A 20195-nucleotide genomic window follows, 5' to 3' on the forward strand; every position below is an offset into this window, starting at 1 on the left:
TCAAACAAGGCGGCGATTTCCGGACGAGTCCAATCGGTGCGGACTTGATTAGACATAATTTCCCTTATCATTAGCGTCACCCTGAACTTGTTTCAGTATGACGGTGGCAATTGTTCTCAAGCGGCATCGTTCAACGGCGGCATATTGTGCCCTAACAAGGTCAATACATCGGCAGCGCACTCAACGACATTGCTGCCCGGCCCATATATCCCCTGAACGCCTGCCTCACGCAGATAATCATAATCTTGCGGTGGAATTACGCCGCCTGCGATGACCTTGATGTCGCTGCGCCCTGCTTCGCGCAAGCCTTTCACAAGTTCGGGGATAAGCGTTTTGTGCCCGGCAGCAAGGCTGGACGCGCCAACCACGTCGACATCATGCTGGAGCGCGATCACAACGGTTTCTTCCGGGGTCTGAAACAGAGGGCCACTAACGACGTCAAAGCCCATGTCAGAGAAAGCCGAAGCAATAACGTTCGCGCCCCGGTCATGGCCATCCTGTCCCAATTTCGCTACAAGCAATTTTGGCTTGCGTCCCAAGCGACGCTCAACAGACGCAACGCCATCCAAAACCTGACCCCAGCGTTTGTCAAATTCATGCGCACTGCCGTAGATCCCTTGAACCGGAACTGGCGTGGTTGCGTAGCGGCCAAACACCAGCTCCATCGCATCAGATATCTCGCCAAGCGTTGCTCGTGCGCGAGCGGCGTCGACCGCAAGAGCCAGAAGGTTTGCACCACCCTTGGCACCCTCAGTCAATGCGCGAAGTGCCGCCGTACACGCTGCATCATCACGCGCGGCGCGTGTGGCTGCTATCCGAACAATCTGGCCTTGCCGGACAAAGTCATTGTCGACTTCCAAGGTGTCGAGCTTGTCTTCGGTTTCAAGCCGATATTTGTTCACGCCCACAATGACGTCTTCGCCCTTGTCCACGCGTGCCTGACGCCCGGCGGCAGCTTCCTCGATCAGGCGTTTTGGCATGCCTGACGCAACCGCCTTGGTCATTCCACCAAGCGCATCTACTTCACCGATGATGGTCCACGCCTGTTCAACTAACTCAGCTGTCAAAGCCTCGACATAATAAGACCCACCAAGCGGATCGACAACTTTGGTAATGCCGCTTTCTTCTGCCAGCACGATTTGCGTATTTCGGGCAATACGCGCGGAGAAATCCGTCGGCAGAGCAATCGCCTCATCCAGCGCGTTAGTGTGCAAGGATTGCGTCCCGCCCAATGTTGCGGCCATTGCCTCAATCGTGGTGCGGATCACGTTATTATATGGGTCTTGCTCCTGCAGCGAAACGCCCGACGTCTGGCAATGTGTGCGCAGCATCTTGGAACGTTCGTCCTTTGCGCCAAGCTCGTTCATCACATTGTACCATAACGTCCGGGCTGCGCGGAGCTTTGACACTTCCATGAAAAAGTTCATCCCGATCCCGAAGAAGAACGACAGGCGGCCTGCAAAGGCATCGATATCAAGCCCTGAAGCCATGGCGCGCTGCACATATTCCTTGCCGTCCGCGATGGTGAACGCAAGCTCCTGCACAGCAGTCGCGCCAGCCTCGTGCATGTGGTAGCCCGAGATCGAAATGCTGTTAAACTTCGGCATATGTGCGCTGGTATAGGCAATGATGTCCGACACGATCCGCATCGATGGCTCAGGTGGATAGATATAGGTGTTACGGACCATAAACTCCTTGAGGATGTCGTTCTGGATCGTACCGTCAAGCTGCGCCTGGGCAACTCCCTGCTCTTCACCTGCGACGATAAAAAACGCGAGGATCGGGATTACTGCACCGTTCATCGTCATCGACACCGACATCTGGTCAAGCGGGATGCCGTCGAAGAGGATTTTCATGTCCTCGACGCTATCAATCGCAACGCCAGCCTTGCCGACATCGCCAACCACCCGTGGATGGTCGCTGTCATAACCGCGATGCGTGGCAAGGTCGAAGGCGACTGAAAGACCTTTCTGCCCAGCAGCCAGATTGCGCCGGTAAAAGGCGTTGGATTCCTCGGCTGTTGAAAAGCCCGCATATTGGCGAATGGTCCATGGGCGTCCTGCATACATGGACGCACGCACGCCGCGCGTGAACGGCGCAAAACCGGGCAGGCCGGGATCAATCCCCTGCCCATTGGCGTCTTCGGCCGTGTATAGCGGCTTTACGGCGATGCCCTCCGGCGTGTGCCATGTGAGGTCCTTGCCCTTGACCTCTTTAGCCGCGGCTTGGGTCCAGTCTGAAATGTCTGCTTTGCTCATGAGATATCCTTAAGCACGCGCGCTCGGCCGAGCGGACATGTCTGCATGCCAGCGACGCAAATTGGTCAAATTTTCCGGTATCGCGAACCCGATAAATGCCGCAAAATCGATAGTCGACAGCAATACGATATCTGCCATCGATATCCGCTCGCCGGCAATGAAAGTGCTGTGTGCTAGTGCAGCGTCGAAAAATGCCATCGCGGCCATAATGTGCGGGACATTGGCGTTGCCGAAATCCTCGAACCGTTCAGGCACGACCTGCGCGGTAAACGGATGGACATTCACCCAGTAATTGCGCACTGGCCCGCCCAGCGTGAACTCGGTACGCCGGATCCACATTTCGACTTGGGCGATTTCAAGCGCGCTGGTGCCGAACAAAGGCACATCTGGATAGATAGCTTCAAGATAACGGCAGATGGCGACGCTTTCCGATATTGTCGTGCCGTCGTCCAGTTCGAGCACTGGCGTCTGGCCAAGCGGATTGCGCGCGAGATGCTGCGCGCTTTTGTGCTCGCGCGCCATCAGCGAAACGGACTGAAGCGGCAGAACAATGCCCTTTTCCGCTGCGAACATGCGGACCCGGCGCGGGTTTGGGGCTGGACTTGGCGTATCGTATAAAATCATGATGCGGTGCCACTCGCATGGGCATCATTGCCAGTGTGAACCTCCATAATTTCTGTCAGCACCCCCTGCATATCCTTGGGATGCACAAAGAATATCAGCGTCCCATGCGCGCCGATACGTGGCTCGCCCAACACGCGTTTGCCCATCGCTTCAAATTCGGCCTTGGCGGCATGGATATCGGGTACCTCGTAACAGACATGATGCTGTCCACCCGCTGGGTTCTTCTCGAGAAACGCGGTGATGGAGGCATTCCCCGGCAAAGGCTCGATCAACTCAATTTGCGTGCCGTTGAGCGCACCATCTGCACCCGGCGTGTCGACAAAGCACACCTTGACGCCCTGTTCGGGCAAGTCGAACGGATCATGGATTTTGGTCGCACCCATGACGTCGCGGTAGAATACGATGCTATCCGCGATGGATGGCGTTGCGACGCCGATGTGGTTGAGACGGCCGAGTTTCATTTGGCAGTCTTTATTTGCAATTTGGCAAGGCGATCCTTGGCCCAAACCAGTCGATCCGGTTCAGTAGCAGGGTAATCAATCATGACCTGAAGTTTGGCAATAAGGTCAGCTTGAGAGTCACCACTCCGCCGCATAATCCAACGAGCAACGAAGAAAACCAAAACCCATGCGGGACTAAATCGCGGACTGGGATCACCCGCAAAACCTTTAAAAAACATACCTCCAATAGCGAAAATAATGCAGAAAACTAACGCTATAATAATCGATGACCTATTTGACAAAGGCCTCTTTACGACCACGTAACGGGCAATAACTGCAGGAAGTAATCCGACAACCCAAGTATAAAAGAAGCCACTGACTATATCGAGCGTCGACCATTCCATTTTGTCAATCCCTCCTTATCACAACGGAATATTATCATGCTTCTTCCAAGGGTTTTCCAACGCCTTGTTCCTCAATTTTCGTAAGCCCAGCGCAATCCGCTTCCGTGTCGAATGCGGGTAGATCACCTCGTCGATAAAGCCCTTGCTCGCCGCGACAAAGGGGTTGGCGAAGCGGTCTTCATATTCCGCCGTCTTCACCGCTTGCTCCTCGCTCGATAAACCGCGAAAAATGATTTCTACCGCGCCTTTCGCGCCCATCACAGCGATCTCCGCGGTCGGCCACGCATAATTGAGGTCACCGCGTAAGTGCTTCGACGCCATCACGTCATAGGCGCCGCCATAGGCTTTGCGGGTGATAACGGTGATTTTGGGAACGGTTGCCTCGGCATAAGCGAAGAGCAGTTTCGCACCATGCTTGATGATGCCGCCATATTCCTGCGCCGTTCCGGGCAAAAATCCGGGGACGTCAACAAAGGTGACGATCGGAATTTCAAACGCGTCGCAAAAGCGCACAAAGCGCGCGGCCTTTTTGGAGCTGTTGATATCGAGAACGCCGGCCAGCACCATCGGCTGATTAGCAACAATACCGATCGTGCGGCCTTCGATTCGGCCAAAGCCAATGATGATGTTTGCTGCATGTGTTGGCTGCACTTCAAAAAAGTCAGCTTCGTCGACCGTTTTGCGGATCAGCTCATGCATGTCATATGGCTGGTTTGCGCTTGGCGGGATCAGCGTATCGAGGCTGGGCTCAATACGATCCCACGCGTCTTCGGTAGGACGCTCCGGCACACCAGTGCGATTATTCTCGGGCAAATAGTCGAAGAAATCGCGGACCGAAAGCAACGCCTCCACATCATTTTCGAATGCATTGTCGGCCACGCCCGATTTCGTCGTATGCGAAATCGCACCACCCAATTCTTCTTGCGTTACGACCTCATTGGTCACCGTTTTGACAACGTCTGGACCAGTCACGAACATGTAGCTGCTGTCCTTCACCATGAAGATGAAATCCGTCATCGCAGGGCTATACACCGCGCCGCCGGCACATGGCCCCATGATGAGGCTGATTTGCGGGACGACGCCGGACGCCAGCACATTGCGTTGGAAAACCTCGGCATAGCCCCCGAGACTTGCGACGCCTTCCTGAATACGCGCGCCGCCGCTGTCGTTAAGGCCAATCACGGGCGCGCCGACCTTCATTGCATTGTCCATGACCTTGCAGATCTTCATCGCATGCGCTTCGGAAAGCGAGCCGCCAAAGACCGTGAAATCCTGGCTATAAACATAAACGAGGCGACCATTGATCGTGCCGCTGCCCGTCACCACGCCGTCGCCGGGGATTTTCTGATCCGCCATCCCGAAATCAGTGCAATTGTGCGTGACATAAGCGTCAAGTTCTTCGAAGCTACCTTCATCGAGCAATATGTCGAGCCGTTCACGCGCGGTCAGGCGGCCTTTGGCATGCTGGGCATCAATCCGCTTTTGCCCACCACCCATTTTCGACGCGGCGCGTCGCGCTTCCAGTTCAGCGATATTGGCCGACATGGCACTCCCCATAAGCAATTTTGTTGCGTGAAGCTTTGGCATCCTGTCAATGCAATTGCAAATTAATCATGCGATTAAATTGCGCGCGCCGGTGCGGACAATCGAAGCTGCAAAATTGCAAAAAGCAGGGTATAGGCCCGCAATATGGAAGACCTTCATCCCATCAAAGTCGCGGCGCTGTACCGGTTTGTTTCGTTTGACGCGCCAGAAATGCTTCAGCCGCAAATATTGGAACAGTGCAAAGCGGGCGGCATCAAAGGCACGATATTGCTCGCGCACGAAGGTATTAACGGCACCATCGCTGGCAGCCCGTCGGCAATCGATGCGTTCATCAATTATCTGCGTGCACTTCCGGGCTGCGCCGATCTCGACGTCAAATATTCGCATGCCGAGGAAATGCCCTTTTACCGGATGAAGGTACGCATCAAAAAAGAGATCGTCACGCTTGGCATCGACGGGATCGATCCGAAGCGTGAGGTGGGCACTTATGTGCAACCAGAAGACTGGAACGCGCTGATCTGCGACCCTGACACCGTGCTGATCGACACCCGCAATGATTATGAGGTGGCGATCGGGAGCTTTGAAGGCGCGGTCGACCCACAGACAAAATCTTTCAGCGAGTTTCCCGAATGGTTCCGTGCGCATCGGGCGGAATTGACGTCAGGCAAAACCAAATTCGCTATGTTCTGCACGGGCGGAATTAGGTGCGAGAAATCGACTGCCTTCCTGAAAGCCGAGGGTATCAAAGAAGTCTATCACCTTGAGGGCGGGATATTGCGCTATCTAGAGAACATCCCGGAAGCACAAAGCAAATGGCAAGGCGAATGTTTTGTGTTCGACGAACGTGTGTCAGTGAAACACGGCCTTGAATTAGGCGAAATGGAACTGTGCCACGCGTGCCGTCGCCCGATCTCGAAAGAGGACAGGGCTTCGGGACATTTCATTGAAGGCGTATCCTGTCCCGCTTGTTTTGCCGAGCGCAGTGACGACGACCGGGCACGGTTTGCCGAACGTCAAAGACAGATTGCACTGGCCAAGAAACGGGGTGAGCAACATATCGGCGTCAACCCGCGCAGCGATGACTGATCGCCCCATCCTCTACAGCTTTCGGCGGTGCCCCTACGCAATGCGTGCACGCATGGCGATAGCCGTGAGCGGGGTGCACGTTGAACTACGCGAAGTGGTGCTGCGTGATAAGCCTCCGGAACTTCGTGAGGCATCACCGAAGGAAACAGTACCGGTCTTGGCCTTGTCAGACGGAACTGTGCTGCAAGAAAGCCTTGATATCATGCGCTGGGCGCTCGGCCGGAGCGATCCCGAAGGCTGGCTGGAACATATCGACAAAGATTTGATTGTCGACAATGACGGCCCGTTCAAGCACGCACTGGACCGCTATAAATATCCGCACCGATACGGCTTGGCCGACGGGCTGGCGCATCGTGACTCTGCAGGTACGCATCTGGAGACGCTTGAAAATGCGTTGGTTTCTTCGCCCTACCTTGCAGGGCCAAGACGCGGATTTACCGATATCGCGACGGTCCCCTTTGTCAGGCAATTTGCCGCGACCGACGCGGACTGGTTCGCCGCGCAGCCCTGGCCAGCGCTGCAAGTATGGCTGGAAACGCTGGCAACGAGTAGGTTGTTCGCGCAGATCATGACGCGATATCCGCAATGGAAGCACGGCGACTTGCCGACCTACTTCCCCTGATTACTTCATCAAAACCAGCTCTTCCGACATGCTTGGATGCAAGGCAACGGTATCGTCGAAATCCTGCTTGGTCAGCCCAGCTTTGACGGCGATGGCCGCCGCTTGTAATATTTCACCGCTGTCTGGCCCAATCAAATGAAGGCCAATGACGCGCTCTTCGGAACCAGCCACGACCATTTTATACAAAGCGCGCTCATTCCGGTCCGCAAGAACATTTTTCATCGCGCGGAAATCGCTTTTGTATACCTTGACGTCGTCATATTCCGCGCGCGCCTCTGCCTCGGTCATGCCTACGCTGGCAATTGGGGGATTACTGAAAACCGCGGTTGGGATATAATCATAGTTCACGGTGCGCGGCTTGTTCCCAAAGACGCTGTCAGCAAATGCATGCCCTTCGCGGATGGCAATTGGGGTGAGCTGCACGCGGTTGGTGACGTCACCGACGGCGTATATGCTGGGGATATTGGTACGGCTGTCGTCTCCGACCTTAACGGATCCATCCTTGCCGAGTTCTACGCCGATTTGTTCAAGATTCAACCCCGTGCTGTGTGGCGTTCGGCCAATGGCCCACAACAGCAAATCGGTTTCAATCGTTTTGCCATCGTTTCCTTCGAGCAGGAGGGTACCATCGTCCCTTTTGGTGATCGATTTGAAGGCGAAGTTGAAACGGATATCGATGCCCTTGTGGCGGCTTATGTCGACCAGCCTGTCGACGATCTCGTCGTCATAACTGCGCAACACGCGGTCACCATGTGTTACAAGATTAACTTTGACGCCTAATTCATTGAAAATACCTGCAAACTCATTTGCAATATACCCGCCGCCTGCGATGACTGCGCGTTTTGGCAGCTTAGGCAAGCTGAACACTTCGTTTGAAGTGATGCCATGGCCAGCCCCGGGGATGACAGGCACGGATGGCCATGCACCGGTCGCAATCAGGATCGTCGTGGCCGTGATTTCGCGCCCGCCAGATAACCGGACGCTGTTTGGACCAGTGATAACCGCGCGTTCGTGAAAAACTTCGACCTTATTGTTACCAAGTGTCTGACCATAAAGGCCTTCCAACCGGTTTACCTCGGCTGCCACATTGTCGCGCAATATATTCCAGTCGAACGATGCACCCTTCGTATCCCAGCCAAAACGCTGGGCATCCTGAATGTCTTCAGCGAAATGTGCCCCATAGACCAATAGCTTTTTGGGCACACATCCCCGGATGACGCATGTGCCACCAACGCGATGTTCCTCTGCAATAGCGACCCGTGCACCATGCGACGCGGCAATTCGCGACGCACGGACGCCGCCGGAGCCCGCACCAATGACAAAAAGGTCGTAATCAAATTCAGCCATATATTATTCTTTCCAGTGTCAGGGCGATATGGCGATGTCGGGTGCATTTACCAATAAGAATTCCCAACCTGACTTATCGAACAAATTGCGATCGCTTAAATATCCCCAAGCGCCGCTTCAATCAAAGCACTAGTCGATGGGTCAAAACCGCTTGGGCCGTTGTCGCTGATACGTTTGGCGATTTGCTTGCCCAACTCTACGCCAAATTGGTCGAACGGGTTGATGCCCAGCAAAACTGCGTTCACAAATGTCCGGTGCTCGTAAAAGGCAATCAAAGCACCGAGCGTTGACGGCGTGACGTCGTCCATCAGAATCGTCGTCGATGGCCGATCGCCAAAATAGTTGCGGGCCAAATTATCCGACTTCAGGCCTGCCATCAAGGCAGCGCCTTGCGCAAAGCAGTTCACGAGTAATGTTTCATGATGCGCCGTATCAAAATCATGTCCTGGCGTTTTGCTGGCGACAAATTCAACTGGAATTAGGTGTGTTCCTTGATGAAGCAACTGAAATACGGCGTGTTGTGCATCGGTGCCCACACCGCCCCATGTTACAGGCGCGCTTTTCCGACCCAATGGCGTACCATTAGCGGTTACGGATTTGCCGTTGGATTCCATTTCAAGTTGCTGCAAATAATCCGGCAGCAGGCGCAAACGCTCGTCATAGGCGAAAACCGCGCGGGTCTGGCATCCCTTGGTTTGGGCATAATATAAATCCGCAAACGCTGCCATCGTTGGTGCGTTTTGTAACGCGGGTGTATTGCGAAAATGGCGGTCCATCGCGGCGGCGCCCTCAAGCAATTCCTGATACACTGACCACCCCAGGCCAAGCGCAACCGGAAAGCCAATCGAGCACCACAAAGAATATCGGCCCCCTACAGCTTCGTTAAAGGGCAGTATTCGGCTTTGATCAATGCCCCACTCGAGGGCCTTTTCAGGATAGGCCGTCAGCGCGATCAGCTGCGCATATGGGTCGTCAACGCCGCCGTCGCGCATCCACTCCATCGCGCTCGTGGCGTTCAGCAGCGTTTCCGTAGTGGTGAAGGTTTTGGAGGCGATGGCAACGATTGTCTTGTGAGGATCCATATGCTTCACCGCTTCGGTCAGCGCCGCACCATCGATGTTGGAAACAACTTTGACGTCATAACGCGCGCCATCGCGGCCAAGCGCGTCTACGAGCAATTTGGGACCAAGCGCGGATCCACCAATACCGATATGCAAAATGTGTTGGATATCGCCCATTGCACCTGCATCAATCGCTTCAACGAGGCCACGCATTCTGTCCTGAAGAGCGCGCGCATTGGCTACGGCGCTTACGTCTCCGTTGCCACGTTCTGCAGGATGCTCTGCCGCGCGATCTTCAGTCACGTTGACTACTGCACCAGCAAACAAAGCTGCCGTAGCGCCTTCAAGATTCATGTGATCGGCAAGGTTTGTGAAAAGTCCAATGACTTCATCATCAAGATGCGTTTTGGACAAATCAAAACGCAGTCCGGACTGTTCCAATGTCAAACGACCAACCCGATCCTTGTCCGATGCAAATAGATCCGTGAGCGATGAAGGCTGATGTTGTTCCAACTCAGTCCAAAGGTCGTCAGTCATCAATTTTCCTTTGCTTGACGGCTTGACCGCCCTCTTGTGAATCTCGGCGCTGGCAAATAACGCGCCTACAAGATAAAAGGCCAGCCAAACCGTCATCCGACATTATTATTTTGCGAGATTATGTGACTTCAAACACCGAAAAGCCGGACGTAAACAACGCAGCCGCGTCCGCCCAGCAGTCCTCATCAACGGCATCCTCAGAATGGCGCGAATATGGAAGTTTTCTTTTGAAACTTGCCCTGTTCGTTCTCATCCTGCGCAGTTTCATCGTTTCGCCGTTTAATATTCCTTCGGAGTCCATGCAACCGCGCTTGCTGATCGGCGACTATCTGTTGGTCGCGAAATGGCCATATGGCTATTCAAATAACAGCCTGCCTTTTTCATTACCTGTTATTCAGGGACGAATATTCGCGAGCCAACCCGATCGCGGCGATGTCGTGGTGTTCAAGGCCCCGATGTCCAACGGAACGGACTATATTAAGCGGGTCATTGGCCTGCCTGGTGACGTCATCCAAATGCGCAACGGCATATTGGAAATCAACGGTGTTGCCGTAAAGAAAGAGCGCATTGAAGACTTGGTGATACCGGTCACGCAGAACATGCGCGATACAGCAGAGCTTGACCGCAACCCGTTTCCCTGCTGGCGGGCGAATATGGAAGAGCCAAGCGTCGACGGCGGAACGCAGTGTCGTTATCCCCGCTTTCGTGAGACATTGCCTGAGGGCAAGACCTATGAAATTCTTGACCTCGAAAACGGTCTAGAGGGTGACGATACCGAGGCATTTGTTGTTGGTGAAAATGACCTGTTTCTTATGGGTGACAATCGCGACCGCAGCGCAGACAGCCGGTGGTCGCCCATCGATAAGCCGGGCGCCATTGGCATAGTACCACAAGAGAACCTTGTTGGACGTGCGCTCGTATCTGTTTTTTCCACTGATGGCTCTTCCTATTGGTTGCTACCATGGACGTGGTTCACCGCCATGCGTCCTGAACGTATGGGACAGGGTTTTTGACTAACAGCGACCACGACCTATGGCTGGCCGCGTTGCTCCCCGAAACCCCGACAGACCGGGAATTGTACTACCGCGCCTTAACACATGGCAGTACCGGGCAGCCTGATTACCAGCGGCTGGAATTTCTGGGCGATCGGATTTTGGGTCTGGTCATTGCCGATATGCTTTACCATCGTTACAAAGATGAGGCAGAAGGACGTCTTTCGCACCGTCTTAATGCTTTGGTCTCGGGCGCTACCTGTGCTGACATTGCCCGCCAAATCGGCCTGCCGCCTTATCTGCGGCTTGGTAAGCAAGCGCGCGACGACGGTGCACAACAAAGCGACAACGTCTTGGGTGACGTCATGGAGGCAATCATCGGCGCGCACTATCTTGACCATGGTCTGGATGCTGCACGCAGGCTCATCGAACGACTATGGGGTCCCCTGCTCGAAACCGCCAATGGGGCACCCAAACACCCCAAATCCGAACTTCAGGAATGGTGCGCCACCCATGGCCGCAAGGTTCCAGAATATGTCATTACCAAAAAAGAAGGCCCTCCCCACGCCATGAGATTTGAAATCACCGTTACCGTCAAGGGCTTTGCGCCCGTCACGGCATCAGCCAATAGCAAGCAAGCTGCCGAAACTGCTGCTGCCCTTGCATTTCTGGAAGCCAACGCATGACCAAAAGATGTGGACATGTTGCTGTTATCGGCGCCCCAAATGCGGGCAAATCGACCTTGGTCAACGCTCTTGTTGGACAGAAAGTCGCGATTGTCAGTCCAAAGGCCCAAACCACGCGAACGCGTATGCTCGGCGTTGCCTTGGCGGGCGAGACGCAAATCATCTTGGTCGACACGCCGGGCATATTTGCCGCCCAGCGCAGGTTTGACCGCGCCATGGTTGCCGCTGCTTGGGATGGCACTGGTGATGCCGACCTGATTACCTTGATCGTTGACGGCCGTGCCGGCGCCGGACCAAAGGTCGAAAAAATCCTTGAAGGGCTTAAGGATCGGCCAGAACGCAAATGGCTTGTTCTGAATAAGGTTGATATTGCGGCGAAGGATAAACTGCTCGCGCTAACGACAAAACTGACGGATAAATGCGCGTTTGAACAGATTTACTACATCAGCGCGGCCACGGGCGATGGTTTGGAAGAATTCAAATCGGCGCTGGCGGAGACTATGCCCGAGGGGGAATGGCATTTCCCCGAAGACCAGGTTTCGGACGCTACCGATCGCCTGATCGCGTCCGAAATCACCCGCGAGCAGCTATATCTACAACTACACGAAGAACTCCCCTACGCCAGCGCAGTCGAAACCGAAAAATACAGCGAACGTGAGGATGGCTCGCTTGAGATACACCAACAAATCCTTGTTGCCCGCCCGACTCAGCGCGCCATTGTTCTCGGCAAAGGTGGTACGCGCATCAAGGCCATTGGCGAAGCAGCGCGCATGGAACTGTCGAAACTTATGGGGGTGAAAGTCCATCTCTATCTGCACGTTAAGGTCTATGCCAAGTGGGACGAAGACCGCAATCTGTACCGCGACATAGGGCTTGAGTGGGTCGAATAAAAACGCGTCCGCCGCCCTGACTTTATCAAAGGCGGCGGAGCCATCCTGCTATTTTTTCGCTTTGGCCTTGGGTTTAGATTTTACAGCAGCTTTTTTGGGAGCAGCCGTTTTGGGTGCCGCTTTCTTCTTGGGCGCAGCCTTCTTCTTTGGTTTACCCTTTGGCGGCATAGCCGCGCGGGCATCAATCAATTGAGCGGCTTCTTCTAGCGTTAATTCATCCGCCGAAATCGACTTGGGCAATGTCGCATTGGTTGTCCCATCGGTCACATATGGACCAAAGCGACCTTCCATCAACTTGATCTCGGCATCAGTACGCGGATGCTTGCCGAATTCCTTTAAGGGCGCCCGTGCTGCCCCACGGCCACGGCCTGGGTTGGCCAATGCTTCTGCCAGTTTCACAACCGCGCTGTTCATGCCGGTCTCGAACACTTCAGTCGTTGACTGTAGCCGGGCATATTTGCCAGCATGCGCCAAATAAGGCCCATAACGGCCAATGCTTGCGGTGACTGGTTCGCCACTCTCTGGGTGCGTTCCAATCGTCCTTGGCAGCGACAAGAGCTTTACCGCCCATTCCAGCCCAATATCCTCTGCCGGAACATCCTTGGGGATGGAAGCGCGTTTAACGTCAGCGCCCTCACCCATTTCGAAATAGGGACCAAAGCGACCGGATTTGCGGCTGACTTCCAACTGAGTTTCTGGATGCTGACCGAGGACCTCTGGCCCGGTATCTTCCCCTGCGTCTCCCCCTGGCTGGGCGAATTTGCGGGTATATTTACAATCCGGGTAGTTGGAGCAGGCCACAAACGCGCCGAATTTCCCGCCGCGCAAGGCGAGCCTGCCTTCACCGCATTTTGGGCACAGCCGTGGGTCCGTTCCGTCCTCGCGCTCAGGAAACAAATAAGGCGACAGAAATATATCGAGCTCGGCGGTCACTTCCGACGGCTTTTGCTCCATAACTTCAGCGGTCTTGGGCTTAAAATCGCGCCAGAAGGATTCTAGGAACGTCTGCCAGTCGGCCCGGCCCCCGCTGATTTCGTCCAGCTGATCTTCGAGACCAGCGGTATAATCATATGCGACATACCGTTCAAAAAATCTTTCGAGAAATGCTGTGAGTAAACGCCCCGATTCTTCTGCAAAGAAACGGTTTTTTTCTACCCGAACATAAGCGCGGTCCTTAAGCACCTGAATGGTCGATGCATAGGTTGATGGCCGGCCAATACCCAGTTCTTCAAGACGTTTCACCAACGTTGCTTCTGAAAACCGCGGCGGTGGTTGCGTAAAATGCTGGGTTTTTTCAGCGGCGTGTTTAGCCGGCAAATCACCCACCGCCATAGCAGGCAGGATAGCGCCATCTTCGCTGTCGCTGTCATCCAGTCCTTCTTCGTAAACAGCAAGAAAGCCCGGGAACTTCATCACTTGTCCAGTTGCGCGCAGACCAGTCTGTCCCGTTCCATCGAGCAAATCGACGGTCGTGCGTTCCATGCGCGCTGAAGCCATTTGGCTCGCCATGGCGCGCTTGAAAATCAGGTCATATAGACGGCCATGGTCGCCTGAACCTACTTTGTCCTTGGTAAAATCAGTCGGACGAATAGCTTCATGCGCTTCCTGCGCATTTTTGGCCTTGGTCTGATAGACCCGCGGTTTCTCGGGCAGATATCCATTATCGAAGCGATCGGCGATGGATTTGCGTGCAGCCGAAATGGCGCTGTGGTCCATTTGGACGCCATCGGTACGCATGTAGGTAATTGCGCCATCCTCATAAAGGCCCTGCGCAATACGCATTGTGTGGCTGGCCGAAAAGCCCAGTTTGCGCGAGGCTTCCTGCTGTAAGGTCGATGTTGTGAAGGGCGGCTGCGGGCTGCGCGTAACTGGCTTCGTCTCGACGCTTTCCACACGGAATTGGCCAGATTCCACGGCAAGGCGCGCGGATTCCGCATCTGCCTCGTTTTTCAAATCCATCTTGTCGAGTTTCTTGCCAAGATATTGGTTTAATCGGGCATCAAACTTTTGCCCTTTATGCTCCATACCTGCCTTTACGGACCAATATTCCTGCGCCCGGAATGCCTCGATTTCGCGTTCGCGTTCAACAATCAGGCGCAAGGCAACCGACTGTACCCGGCCAGCAGATTTAGCACCGGGCAATTTGCGCCAAAGCACAGGCGACAAAGTAAAGCCGACCAGATAGTCAAGCGCGCGGCGCGCGCGATATGCATCGATTAAGTCCACATCCAGCGCGCGCGGATGTTTCATCGCGTCGGTCACAGCCTGCTTGGTGATAGCGTTAAAAGTCACACGCCCAACTTTCGAGGGCAACACCTTCTTCTTTGCGAGCACTTCCTGAACATGCCAGCTGATCGCCTCACCTTCGCGGTCAGGGTCGGTTGCAAGGATAAGGCCGTCGGCCTTTTTGGCCTCGTCTGTGATTGCCTTTAACTGTTTCGCCTTGTCGGCATAATTGTCCCAAAGCATTTCAAAGCCATTGTCCGGGTCCACCGACCCGTCTTTTGGCGGTAAATCGCGGATATGGCCATAGGACGCCAAAACCTTAAATCCAGGCCCCAGATATTTCTCGATTGTCTTAGCTTTTGCAGGTGATTCAACGATGACTAATTGCATGATAATTTGTGCTTTTCCAAAATCTCTCGCGTACGCGTACAGGCTGAGGGGGTGAAGCGGGGGTCGTCAAGATGAAAAATGCGTCGATTATTTCATGCGGCCAAACGGACTTTCCCGCCGGCTCCACGCTCCAATTTTCCGGCAAGCTCGATCTCGAGCAACACCATCTGGACGGTCGCCTGACTGCTGCCAGACTGCCGCACCAACTCATCGACCGACACATAGGTCATGCCCATCAAGTCCATGACCGCGCTGCGTTCAACACTGCTCCGATCGTTGGACAAGGACATGATCGGCGAAACAAACGTTGCAACTGGCGCGAACATTCGAGGGTCAAGCGGCGCAACGAGCTCGGCAATTTCCGAAGCATTTTGCACCAATATTGCGCCTTCCCGAATAAGCTGGTTGCACCCGCGCGATCGCGGGTCAAGCGGCGAGCCGGGAATAGCCATGACTTCGCGTCCTGCCTCTGCGGCAAGTCGCGCAGTGATCAGTGAACCCGACTTTGGCGCAGCCTCAATCACGACGGTTCCGTTTGAGGCGCCTGCGATAATGCGGTTGCGATAAGGGAAATGCCGCGCACGTGGTTCTGTGCCCGGCGGCTGTTCGGCAATCAGGAGACCTCTCTCGGCGATTGCATCCTGAAGCGCGCGATTTTCGGGCGGATAGGCAATGTCAATGCCACCGGCGATTACCCCGACGGTGCCGCTACCGATTGAACCTGCGTGCGCAGCGGTGTCAATTCCGCGGGCTAGACCGGACACGATCGATAAGTCCATTTGGCCAAGGTCGTAGGCCAGTTGCCTTGCAAACTGACACGCTCCTGCCGACGCATTGCGTGCACCGACCACAGCAACCGCCGGGCGCGACAAAAGACCAAGATTTCCTTTCACACACATAACCGGCGGCGCATTATCCAAATGCGAAAGCAACGCCGGATAGTCGGCATCACCGATGAAAATATGTCGCGCGCCAAAATCATGGACAAATTCTAGTTCACGGGCAATCGCGGCTTCGCTGGCAAGCAAGGTCTGCGCACCGCCGCCGCGCCGAACAAGGTCCGGCAGAGCTTCCAATGCGGCGCGCGCATTACCGAAACGGGCAATGAGCTGCCGATAGCTGACTGGGCCGATGTTAGGAGATCGTATGAGCCGTAGCTGGTCAAATAGTTCGCGGCCTCCCACCATTTGCACGATCAGCTTTTGCTTTTGCCGATACGCGGTTCGGTGCCATCCATCAGGCTTTCGATATTCGCCCGGTGTTTCCAGAAAATGATGAGGGTGCAAGCTGTCAGCATCGCAACCAGATCATAATAACCGAAAATGGCGGCCGCTATAGGGGCGGATAATGCTGCTACTAATCCAGCCAGGGATGAAATCCGGGTTATCACTAAAAGACCTACCCAAATAACCGCGTAAATCGCCCCGCCCTGCCAAAACAATCCGAACAAGATCCCTGCGTAGGTCGCAACGCCCTTGCCGCCCTTAAACCCCAGCCAAACGGGATATAAGTGCCCAAAAAACGCACCCGCCGCCGCCAAAATAGCTCCACCCGGGAAAAATTCGTTGGCCAGCCAGACGGCAAATAGGCCCTTCAGGAGGTCGAAGAGCAGCGTAAGCGCAGCAAGTCCCTTGCGTCCGGTCCGCAGGACGTTGGTTGCACCAATATTGCCCGAGCCAATGGTCCTGATATCGCCGCCGCCCGATATGCGGGTGAGCACCAGTCCAAAGGGGATTGAGCCGAGCGCATAGCCAAGCAGCAAGCTCGCCCCCATGTTGAACCAAAAATCATTCACCAGCCGAATCCTCTAAATCTCTGTATTGTGTAGCTGTTTTGTTCCGCCCGCTCAAGGCCATCAACTTGCAAGCCGGGCTTTAGCGGTATACCCGCGTTTCATGTTAAACGACCACAATATCACGCCGCTGCTGTTTTTTGATTCGGGGATTGGTGGGCTCTCGGTATTGAAGGCTGTTCAGGACGCGTTGCCAAATGCGCCCATCATTTTTGCGGCAGATTATGCCGGTCTGCCTTACGGGACGAAGAGCGAGGCGGAAATAGCTGCACGCGTTCCTGCCTTGCTTGGACGCTTAGTTGAGCGTTTTCGGCCGCAGCTCGTGACGATTGCCTGCAACACCGCTTGCACCGTTGCGCTAACGCATGTGCGCGCCGCTCTGGACGTGCCGGTTGTCGGCACCGTACCTGCCATCAAGCCGGCTGCTGAAACGACGCAGTCAGGCGTCATCGGGCTACTTGGGACCGCAGCGACGATTCGTCAGGCCTATGTTGACCGGCTGCATACCGACCATGCGCAGGGCATGACATTGTTACGCCACGCCGCGCCAGAATTGGTGGACGCTGCCGAGTTGAAGTTGCGCGGTGAAAGCGTTGACCCTGCGGTTTATGCAAGTGCAATGGCTGGCTTGATCGACCAACGAGACGGCGGTCGCTTAGACGTCACGGTGCTTGGTTGCACGCATTTCCCGCTTGTTCAGGATGAATTGCAAGCTGTTGCACCGACCATGAAATTTGTTGATGGAGCCTATGGAATTGCCCGGCGCATCTGCCATTTAATGCGGGATCAAAGCTGGCCCGACCGAGCCGCGCCGGGGATATTTGTGACGACGGGAGACATATTGGCGCTAGAGACGCTACGGCCTGCGCTATATTCTTATGGTTTGACGCAGATTACATCACTCTGAACGAAAATATCGCAATAAGCGCATCAGAAATGATGCTTATTGCAAGTCGTTCGCGCTGGATTTTTGCATTTCCCGCGATTAATGGCCAACGAGGTGCCACAGCCGTGGCGTAAACCGAGGTTAGTATCCGTGAATTACGATGCTGTTTTCGAAAAGGCGATTGCCCGGCTTCATGCCGAAGGCCGCTATCGTGTGTTTATCGACATCCTGCGCAATAAAGGGTCTTATCCCAATGCGCGGTGTTTTGCCGGGCATAATGGACCCAAGGATATCACGGTGTGGTGTTCGAACGATTATCTCTGCATGGCACAGCATCCCAAGGTGATCGCTGCCATGGAAGACGCGCTGCACGATGTAGGTGCTGGCTCCGGCGGGACCCGCAACATCGGCGGCAATACGCATTACCACATTGAGCTCGAGTCCGAACTTGCCGACCTTCATGGCAAGGACGGCGCATTGTTGTTTACGTCTGGCTATGTGTCCAACGACGCGACCCTATCGACGCTCGCCAAGGTCCTGCCTGGTTGCATCATTTATTCGGATGAACTGAATCACGCTTCCATGATCGCAGGCATCCGCAATGCGGGTTGCGAAAAGCGCGTATGGCGGCACAACGATCTTGCACATCTCGAAGAATTGCTTGTTGCCGACGATTCGGAAGTCCCAAAACTCATCGCGTTTGAAAGCGTGTATTCGATGGATGGCGATGTTGCACCCATTGGTGCAATCTGTGACCTTGCCGACAAATATAACGCGGTCACTTATTGTGACGAAGTTCACGCCGTTGGCATGTATGGCGCACGCGGCGGCGGTATTTCCGAGCGTGATGAAGTGGCGGATCGAATCACAATTATTGAAGGCACGCTCGGCAAGGCATTTGGTGTCATGGGCGGCTATATCGCGGCCGACCGGAACATCATCGACGTGATCCGTTCTTACGCGCCCGGCTTTATCTTCACGACGTCCCTTTCGCCTGTACTGGTGGCCGGTGTGTTGGCTTCTGTCCGTCATTTGAAGGCATCAAGCGAAGAGCGCGACGCACAGCAGGCCAATGCCGCCATGCTTAAAATGCTTTTTGCCGACGCTGGCCTGCCGGTGATGATGAGCAACACGCATATCGTGCCCTTGATGGTCGGTGACCCAGTCAAGGCGAAGAAGATCAGCGACATATTGCTGGCCGAATATGGCGTCTATGTGCAGCCCATCAATTATCCCACCGTTCCGCGCGGAACGGAGCGCTTGCGCTTCACGCCGGGTCCGCAGCATGACGAGGCCATGATGCGTAGTTTGACGTCTGCACTTGTGGAAATCTGGGGACGGATGGAAATCCGGGTTGCTCAGGCCGCCTGAGCCAACAACTTAACGAAGATTTCCCGATCCACATTGCCGCCGGACAATGTCACTGCAGTGACGCCTTTCGGCTGCAATTTGCCGGCAAGAACAGCGGCAAGCGCAACCGCCCCGCCCGGTTCAACAACAAGATGCAGCTTTTCAAACACCACACGCATGGCTGCGGCAACTTCGTCTGTTGTCACCGAGACGCCACGCGACACACGCTGCCGCAAAACGTTGAAATTAACGGGATAGGTCTGAGGCGTCTGCAAGGCATCGCAATAGGTCGGGTGCAATAAATCTTCGACTGGTAATATCTCACCCGCCTCAAGAGACCGGATGATATCGTCCCAGCCCTCGGGTTCAACAATGGCTATTTCTGCATCAGGACAAGCCAGCGCAAGGCCCGACGCTAACCCGCCCCCTCCGCAGCATGATACAATCATGTCTGGTCCGCTGAGGCCAATTGCCTTCAGTTGGTCGGCGATTTCTATACCAGCGGAGCCTTGCCCTTCGATTACCCACGGGTCGCCAAAGGCATGCACCAGTGTCGCGCCGCTCTGAGCAGTCAGGCCAGCAGCGACAGCGTCACGCGATTCGGTCGCGCGGTCGTATAATACGACTTTCGCACCAAGCGCTCTTGTCGCATCCAGTTTCATTTGAGGTGCGTTGGAAGGCATGACGATTGTTGCGTCTATTCCAAGCCTTCGTGCGCCCCATGCGACGCCTTGTGCGTGGTTCCCGCTCGATACGCCCACAACGCCAAGTGCCCGCTCTTGGGCGCTCAAGTCAGAAAGCCGGTGCCACGCGCCCCGGATCTTGAACGAACCAATCGGCTGAAGCATCTCGGCCTTGCACCAGATGGTCACGCCATCGACATCAAGCGGAAGCAACGGCGTTTTAGGCAGGATATCTGCAATTTTTGCCATCGCTCTTTTTACGCCTTCATGTGTTGGCGTTCTGCTGGCTGCAGCCAATTCTTGTCCTGTCATAAAAGGCCCCTATATGCGTGCGCTGAACGAATCTCTGATAAGAGGAAACTACAGATGAGCAAGA

At 54.8% G+C, this 20195-nt stretch carries 18 protein-coding genes; 7 read left to right on the forward strand and 11 right to left on the reverse strand.

Annotated elements, in window-relative coordinates:
- Positions 1–116: 116 nt before the first annotated feature.
- Genes scpA through ACLL9E_RS12875 form a run of 5 tightly spaced genes read right to left on the reverse strand, consistent with a single transcriptional unit; the run spans position 117 to position 5271 of the window.
- Entirely contained in the window at positions 117–2258 is a 2142-nt protein-coding gene (gene scpA, locus ACLL9E_RS12855; protein ID WP_411292135.1) for a methylmalonyl-CoA mutase, read from the reverse strand.
- Positions 2259–2267: 9 nt separating this feature from the next.
- Complete coding sequence (locus ACLL9E_RS12860; protein WP_411292136.1) at positions 2268–2882, reverse strand: glutathione S-transferase family protein; 615 nt, start codon at positions 2880–2882, stop codon at positions 2268–2270.
- Positions 2879–3343 carry a methylmalonyl-CoA epimerase gene (gene mce / locus ACLL9E_RS12865; protein WP_411292137.1) on the reverse strand — a complete coding sequence of 155 codons (465 nt, stop codon included), beginning with the start codon at positions 3341–3343 and terminating at the stop codon, positions 2879–2881. The genes ACLL9E_RS12860 and mce overlap by 4 nt, the downstream gene beginning before the upstream one ends.
- Positions 3340–3726, reverse strand: a complete 387-nt coding sequence (locus ACLL9E_RS12870; protein WP_411292138.1) for a hypothetical protein — start codon at positions 3724–3726, stop codon at positions 3340–3342. Before ACLL9E_RS12870 ends, mce begins: the two co-directional genes overlap by 4 nt.
- An 18-nt stretch (positions 3727–3744) precedes the next feature.
- Positions 3745–5271 carry an acyl-CoA carboxylase subunit beta gene (locus ACLL9E_RS12875; RefSeq protein ID WP_411292139.1) on the reverse strand — a complete coding sequence of 509 codons (1527 nt, stop codon included), beginning with the start codon at positions 5269–5271 and terminating at the stop codon, positions 3745–3747.
- Positions 5272–5415: 144 nt separating this feature from the next.
- Here ACLL9E_RS12875 and ACLL9E_RS12880 point away from each other — a divergent pair, with 144 nt between their 5' ends.
- Entirely contained in the window at positions 5416–6357 is a 942-nt protein-coding gene (locus tag ACLL9E_RS12880; RefSeq protein WP_411292140.1) for a rhodanese-related sulfurtransferase, read from the forward strand.
- Positions 6350–6979, forward strand: coding sequence for a glutathione S-transferase (locus tag ACLL9E_RS12885; RefSeq protein ID WP_411292150.1), 630 nt, complete (start codon positions 6350–6352; stop codon positions 6977–6979). Before ACLL9E_RS12880 ends, ACLL9E_RS12885 begins: the two co-directional genes overlap by 8 nt.
- On the opposite strand, the gene gorA is transcribed toward ACLL9E_RS12885, so the two are convergent.
- Both gorA and pgi read right to left on the reverse strand, forming a co-directional pair.
- Positions 6980–8326, reverse strand: a complete 1347-nt coding sequence (gene gorA / locus ACLL9E_RS12890) for a glutathione-disulfide reductase (protein ID WP_411292141.1) — start codon at positions 8324–8326, stop codon at positions 6980–6982.
- A gap of 95 nt (positions 8327–8421) precedes the next feature.
- Positions 8422–9924 (reverse strand): glucose-6-phosphate isomerase, encoded by a 1503-nt coding sequence (gene pgi, locus ACLL9E_RS12895; protein WP_411292142.1) that lies wholly within the window; start codon positions 9922–9924, stop codon positions 8422–8424.
- Positions 9925–10046: 122 nt separating this feature from the next.
- Here pgi and lepB point away from each other — a divergent pair, with 122 nt between their 5' ends.
- The 3 genes from lepB to era are packed head-to-tail and all read left to right on the forward strand — an operon-like array spanning position 10047 to position 12492.
- Positions 10047–10937 carry a signal peptidase I gene (lepB, locus tag ACLL9E_RS12900; RefSeq protein WP_411292143.1) on the forward strand — a complete coding sequence of 297 codons (891 nt, stop codon included), beginning with the start codon at positions 10047–10049 and terminating at the stop codon, positions 10935–10937.
- Positions 10934–11602: a ribonuclease III gene (gene rnc, locus ACLL9E_RS12905; protein ID WP_411292144.1), complete on the forward strand. Its 669-nt coding sequence runs from the start codon at positions 10934–10936 to the stop codon at positions 11600–11602. The genes lepB and rnc overlap by 4 nt, the downstream gene beginning before the upstream one ends.
- Positions 11599–12492, forward strand: coding sequence for a GTPase Era (gene era, locus ACLL9E_RS12910; RefSeq protein ID WP_411292145.1), 894 nt, complete (start codon positions 11599–11601; stop codon positions 12490–12492). The genes rnc and era overlap by 4 nt, the downstream gene beginning before the upstream one ends.
- 48 nt (positions 12493–12540) lie before the next feature.
- On the opposite strand, the gene topA is transcribed toward era, so the two are convergent.
- The 3 genes from topA to plsY all read right to left on the reverse strand — a co-directional run bounded on the left by topA (position 12541) and on the right by plsY (position 16882).
- Complete coding sequence (topA, locus tag ACLL9E_RS12915; protein ID WP_411292146.1) at positions 12541–15108, reverse strand: type I DNA topoisomerase; 2568 nt, start codon at positions 15106–15108, stop codon at positions 12541–12543.
- A gap of 92 nt (positions 15109–15200) precedes the next feature.
- Positions 15201–16295, reverse strand: a complete 1095-nt coding sequence (dprA, locus tag ACLL9E_RS12920) for a DNA-processing protein DprA (RefSeq protein WP_411292151.1) — start codon at positions 16293–16295, stop codon at positions 15201–15203.
- An 8-nt stretch (positions 16296–16303) separates the two neighbouring features.
- Positions 16304–16882 carry a glycerol-3-phosphate 1-O-acyltransferase PlsY gene (gene plsY, locus ACLL9E_RS12925; protein WP_411292152.1) on the reverse strand — a complete coding sequence of 193 codons (579 nt, stop codon included), beginning with the start codon at positions 16880–16882 and terminating at the stop codon, positions 16304–16306.
- 121 nt (positions 16883–17003) lie between these two features.
- On the opposite strand from plsY, the gene murI reads away from it, so the two are divergent.
- Both murI and hemA read left to right on the forward strand, forming a co-directional pair.
- Entirely contained in the window at positions 17004–17807 is an 804-nt protein-coding gene (gene murI, locus ACLL9E_RS12930; protein WP_411292147.1) for a glutamate racemase, read from the forward strand.
- Between the two features lie 129 nt (positions 17808–17936).
- Complete coding sequence (hemA, locus tag ACLL9E_RS12935; protein ID WP_411292148.1) at positions 17937–19157, forward strand: 5-aminolevulinate synthase; 1221 nt, start codon at positions 17937–17939, stop codon at positions 19155–19157.
- On the opposite strand, the gene ACLL9E_RS12940 is transcribed toward hemA, so the two are convergent.
- Complete coding sequence (locus ACLL9E_RS12940) at positions 19145–20131, reverse strand: threonine/serine dehydratase (RefSeq protein WP_411292149.1); 987 nt, start codon at positions 20129–20131, stop codon at positions 19145–19147. The two genes, hemA and ACLL9E_RS12940, sit on opposite strands and share 13 nt — an antisense overlap.
- Positions 20132–20195 lie beyond the last annotated feature (64 nt).

This window comes from Sphingorhabdus sp., assembly GCF_046596595.1.
Lineage (GTDB): Bacteria > Pseudomonadota > Alphaproteobacteria > Sphingomonadales > Sphingomonadaceae > Sphingorhabdus_B.

Bases quoted from the DNA above. Each gene is read 5' to 3' on its own strand.
- mce (WP_411292137.1), bottom strand. From the start codon at position 3,343: ATGAAACTCGGCCGTCTCAACCACATCGGCGTCGCAACGCCATCCATC.
- dprA (WP_411292151.1), bottom strand. From the start codon at position 16,295: ATGGTGGGAGGCCGCGAACTATTTGACCAGCTACGGCTCATACGATCT.
- ACLL9E_RS12860 (WP_411292136.1), bottom strand. From the start codon at position 2,882: ATGATTTTATACGATACGCCAAGTCCAGCCCCAAACCCGCGCCGGGTC.
- ACLL9E_RS12870 (WP_411292138.1), bottom strand. From the start codon at position 3,726: ATGGAATGGTCGACGCTCGATATAGTCAGTGGCTTCTTTTATACTTGG.
- ACLL9E_RS12875 (WP_411292139.1), bottom strand. From the start codon at position 5,271: ATGTCGGCCAATATCGCTGAACTGGAAGCGCGACGCGCCGCGTCGAAA.
- topA (WP_411292146.1), bottom strand. From the start codon at position 15,108: ATGCAATTAGTCATCGTTGAATCACCTGCAAAAGCTAAGACAATCGAG.
- ACLL9E_RS12885 (WP_411292150.1), top strand. From the start codon at position 6,350: ATGACTGATCGCCCCATCCTCTACAGCTTTCGGCGGTGCCCCTACGCA.
- pgi (WP_411292142.1), bottom strand. From the start codon at position 9,924: ATGACTGACGACCTTTGGACTGAGTTGGAACAACATCAGCCTTCATCG.
- ACLL9E_RS12940 (WP_411292149.1), bottom strand. From the start codon at position 20,131: ATGACAGGACAAGAATTGGCTGCAGCCAGCAGAACGCCAACACATGAA.
- scpA (WP_411292135.1), bottom strand. From the start codon at position 2,258: ATGAGCAAAGCAGACATTTCAGACTGGACCCAAGCCGCGGCTAAAGAG.
- plsY (WP_411292152.1), bottom strand. From the start codon at position 16,882: ATGGGGGCGAGCTTGCTGCTTGGCTATGCGCTCGGCTCAATCCCCTTT.
- ACLL9E_RS12880 (WP_411292140.1), top strand. From the start codon at position 5,416: ATGGAAGACCTTCATCCCATCAAAGTCGCGGCGCTGTACCGGTTTGTT.
- murI (WP_411292147.1), top strand. From the start codon at position 17,004: ATGTTAAACGACCACAATATCACGCCGCTGCTGTTTTTTGATTCGGGG.
- era (WP_411292145.1), top strand. From the start codon at position 11,599: ATGACCAAAAGATGTGGACATGTTGCTGTTATCGGCGCCCCAAATGCG.
- gorA (WP_411292141.1), bottom strand. From the start codon at position 8,326: ATGGCTGAATTTGATTACGACCTTTTTGTCATTGGTGCGGGCTCCGGC.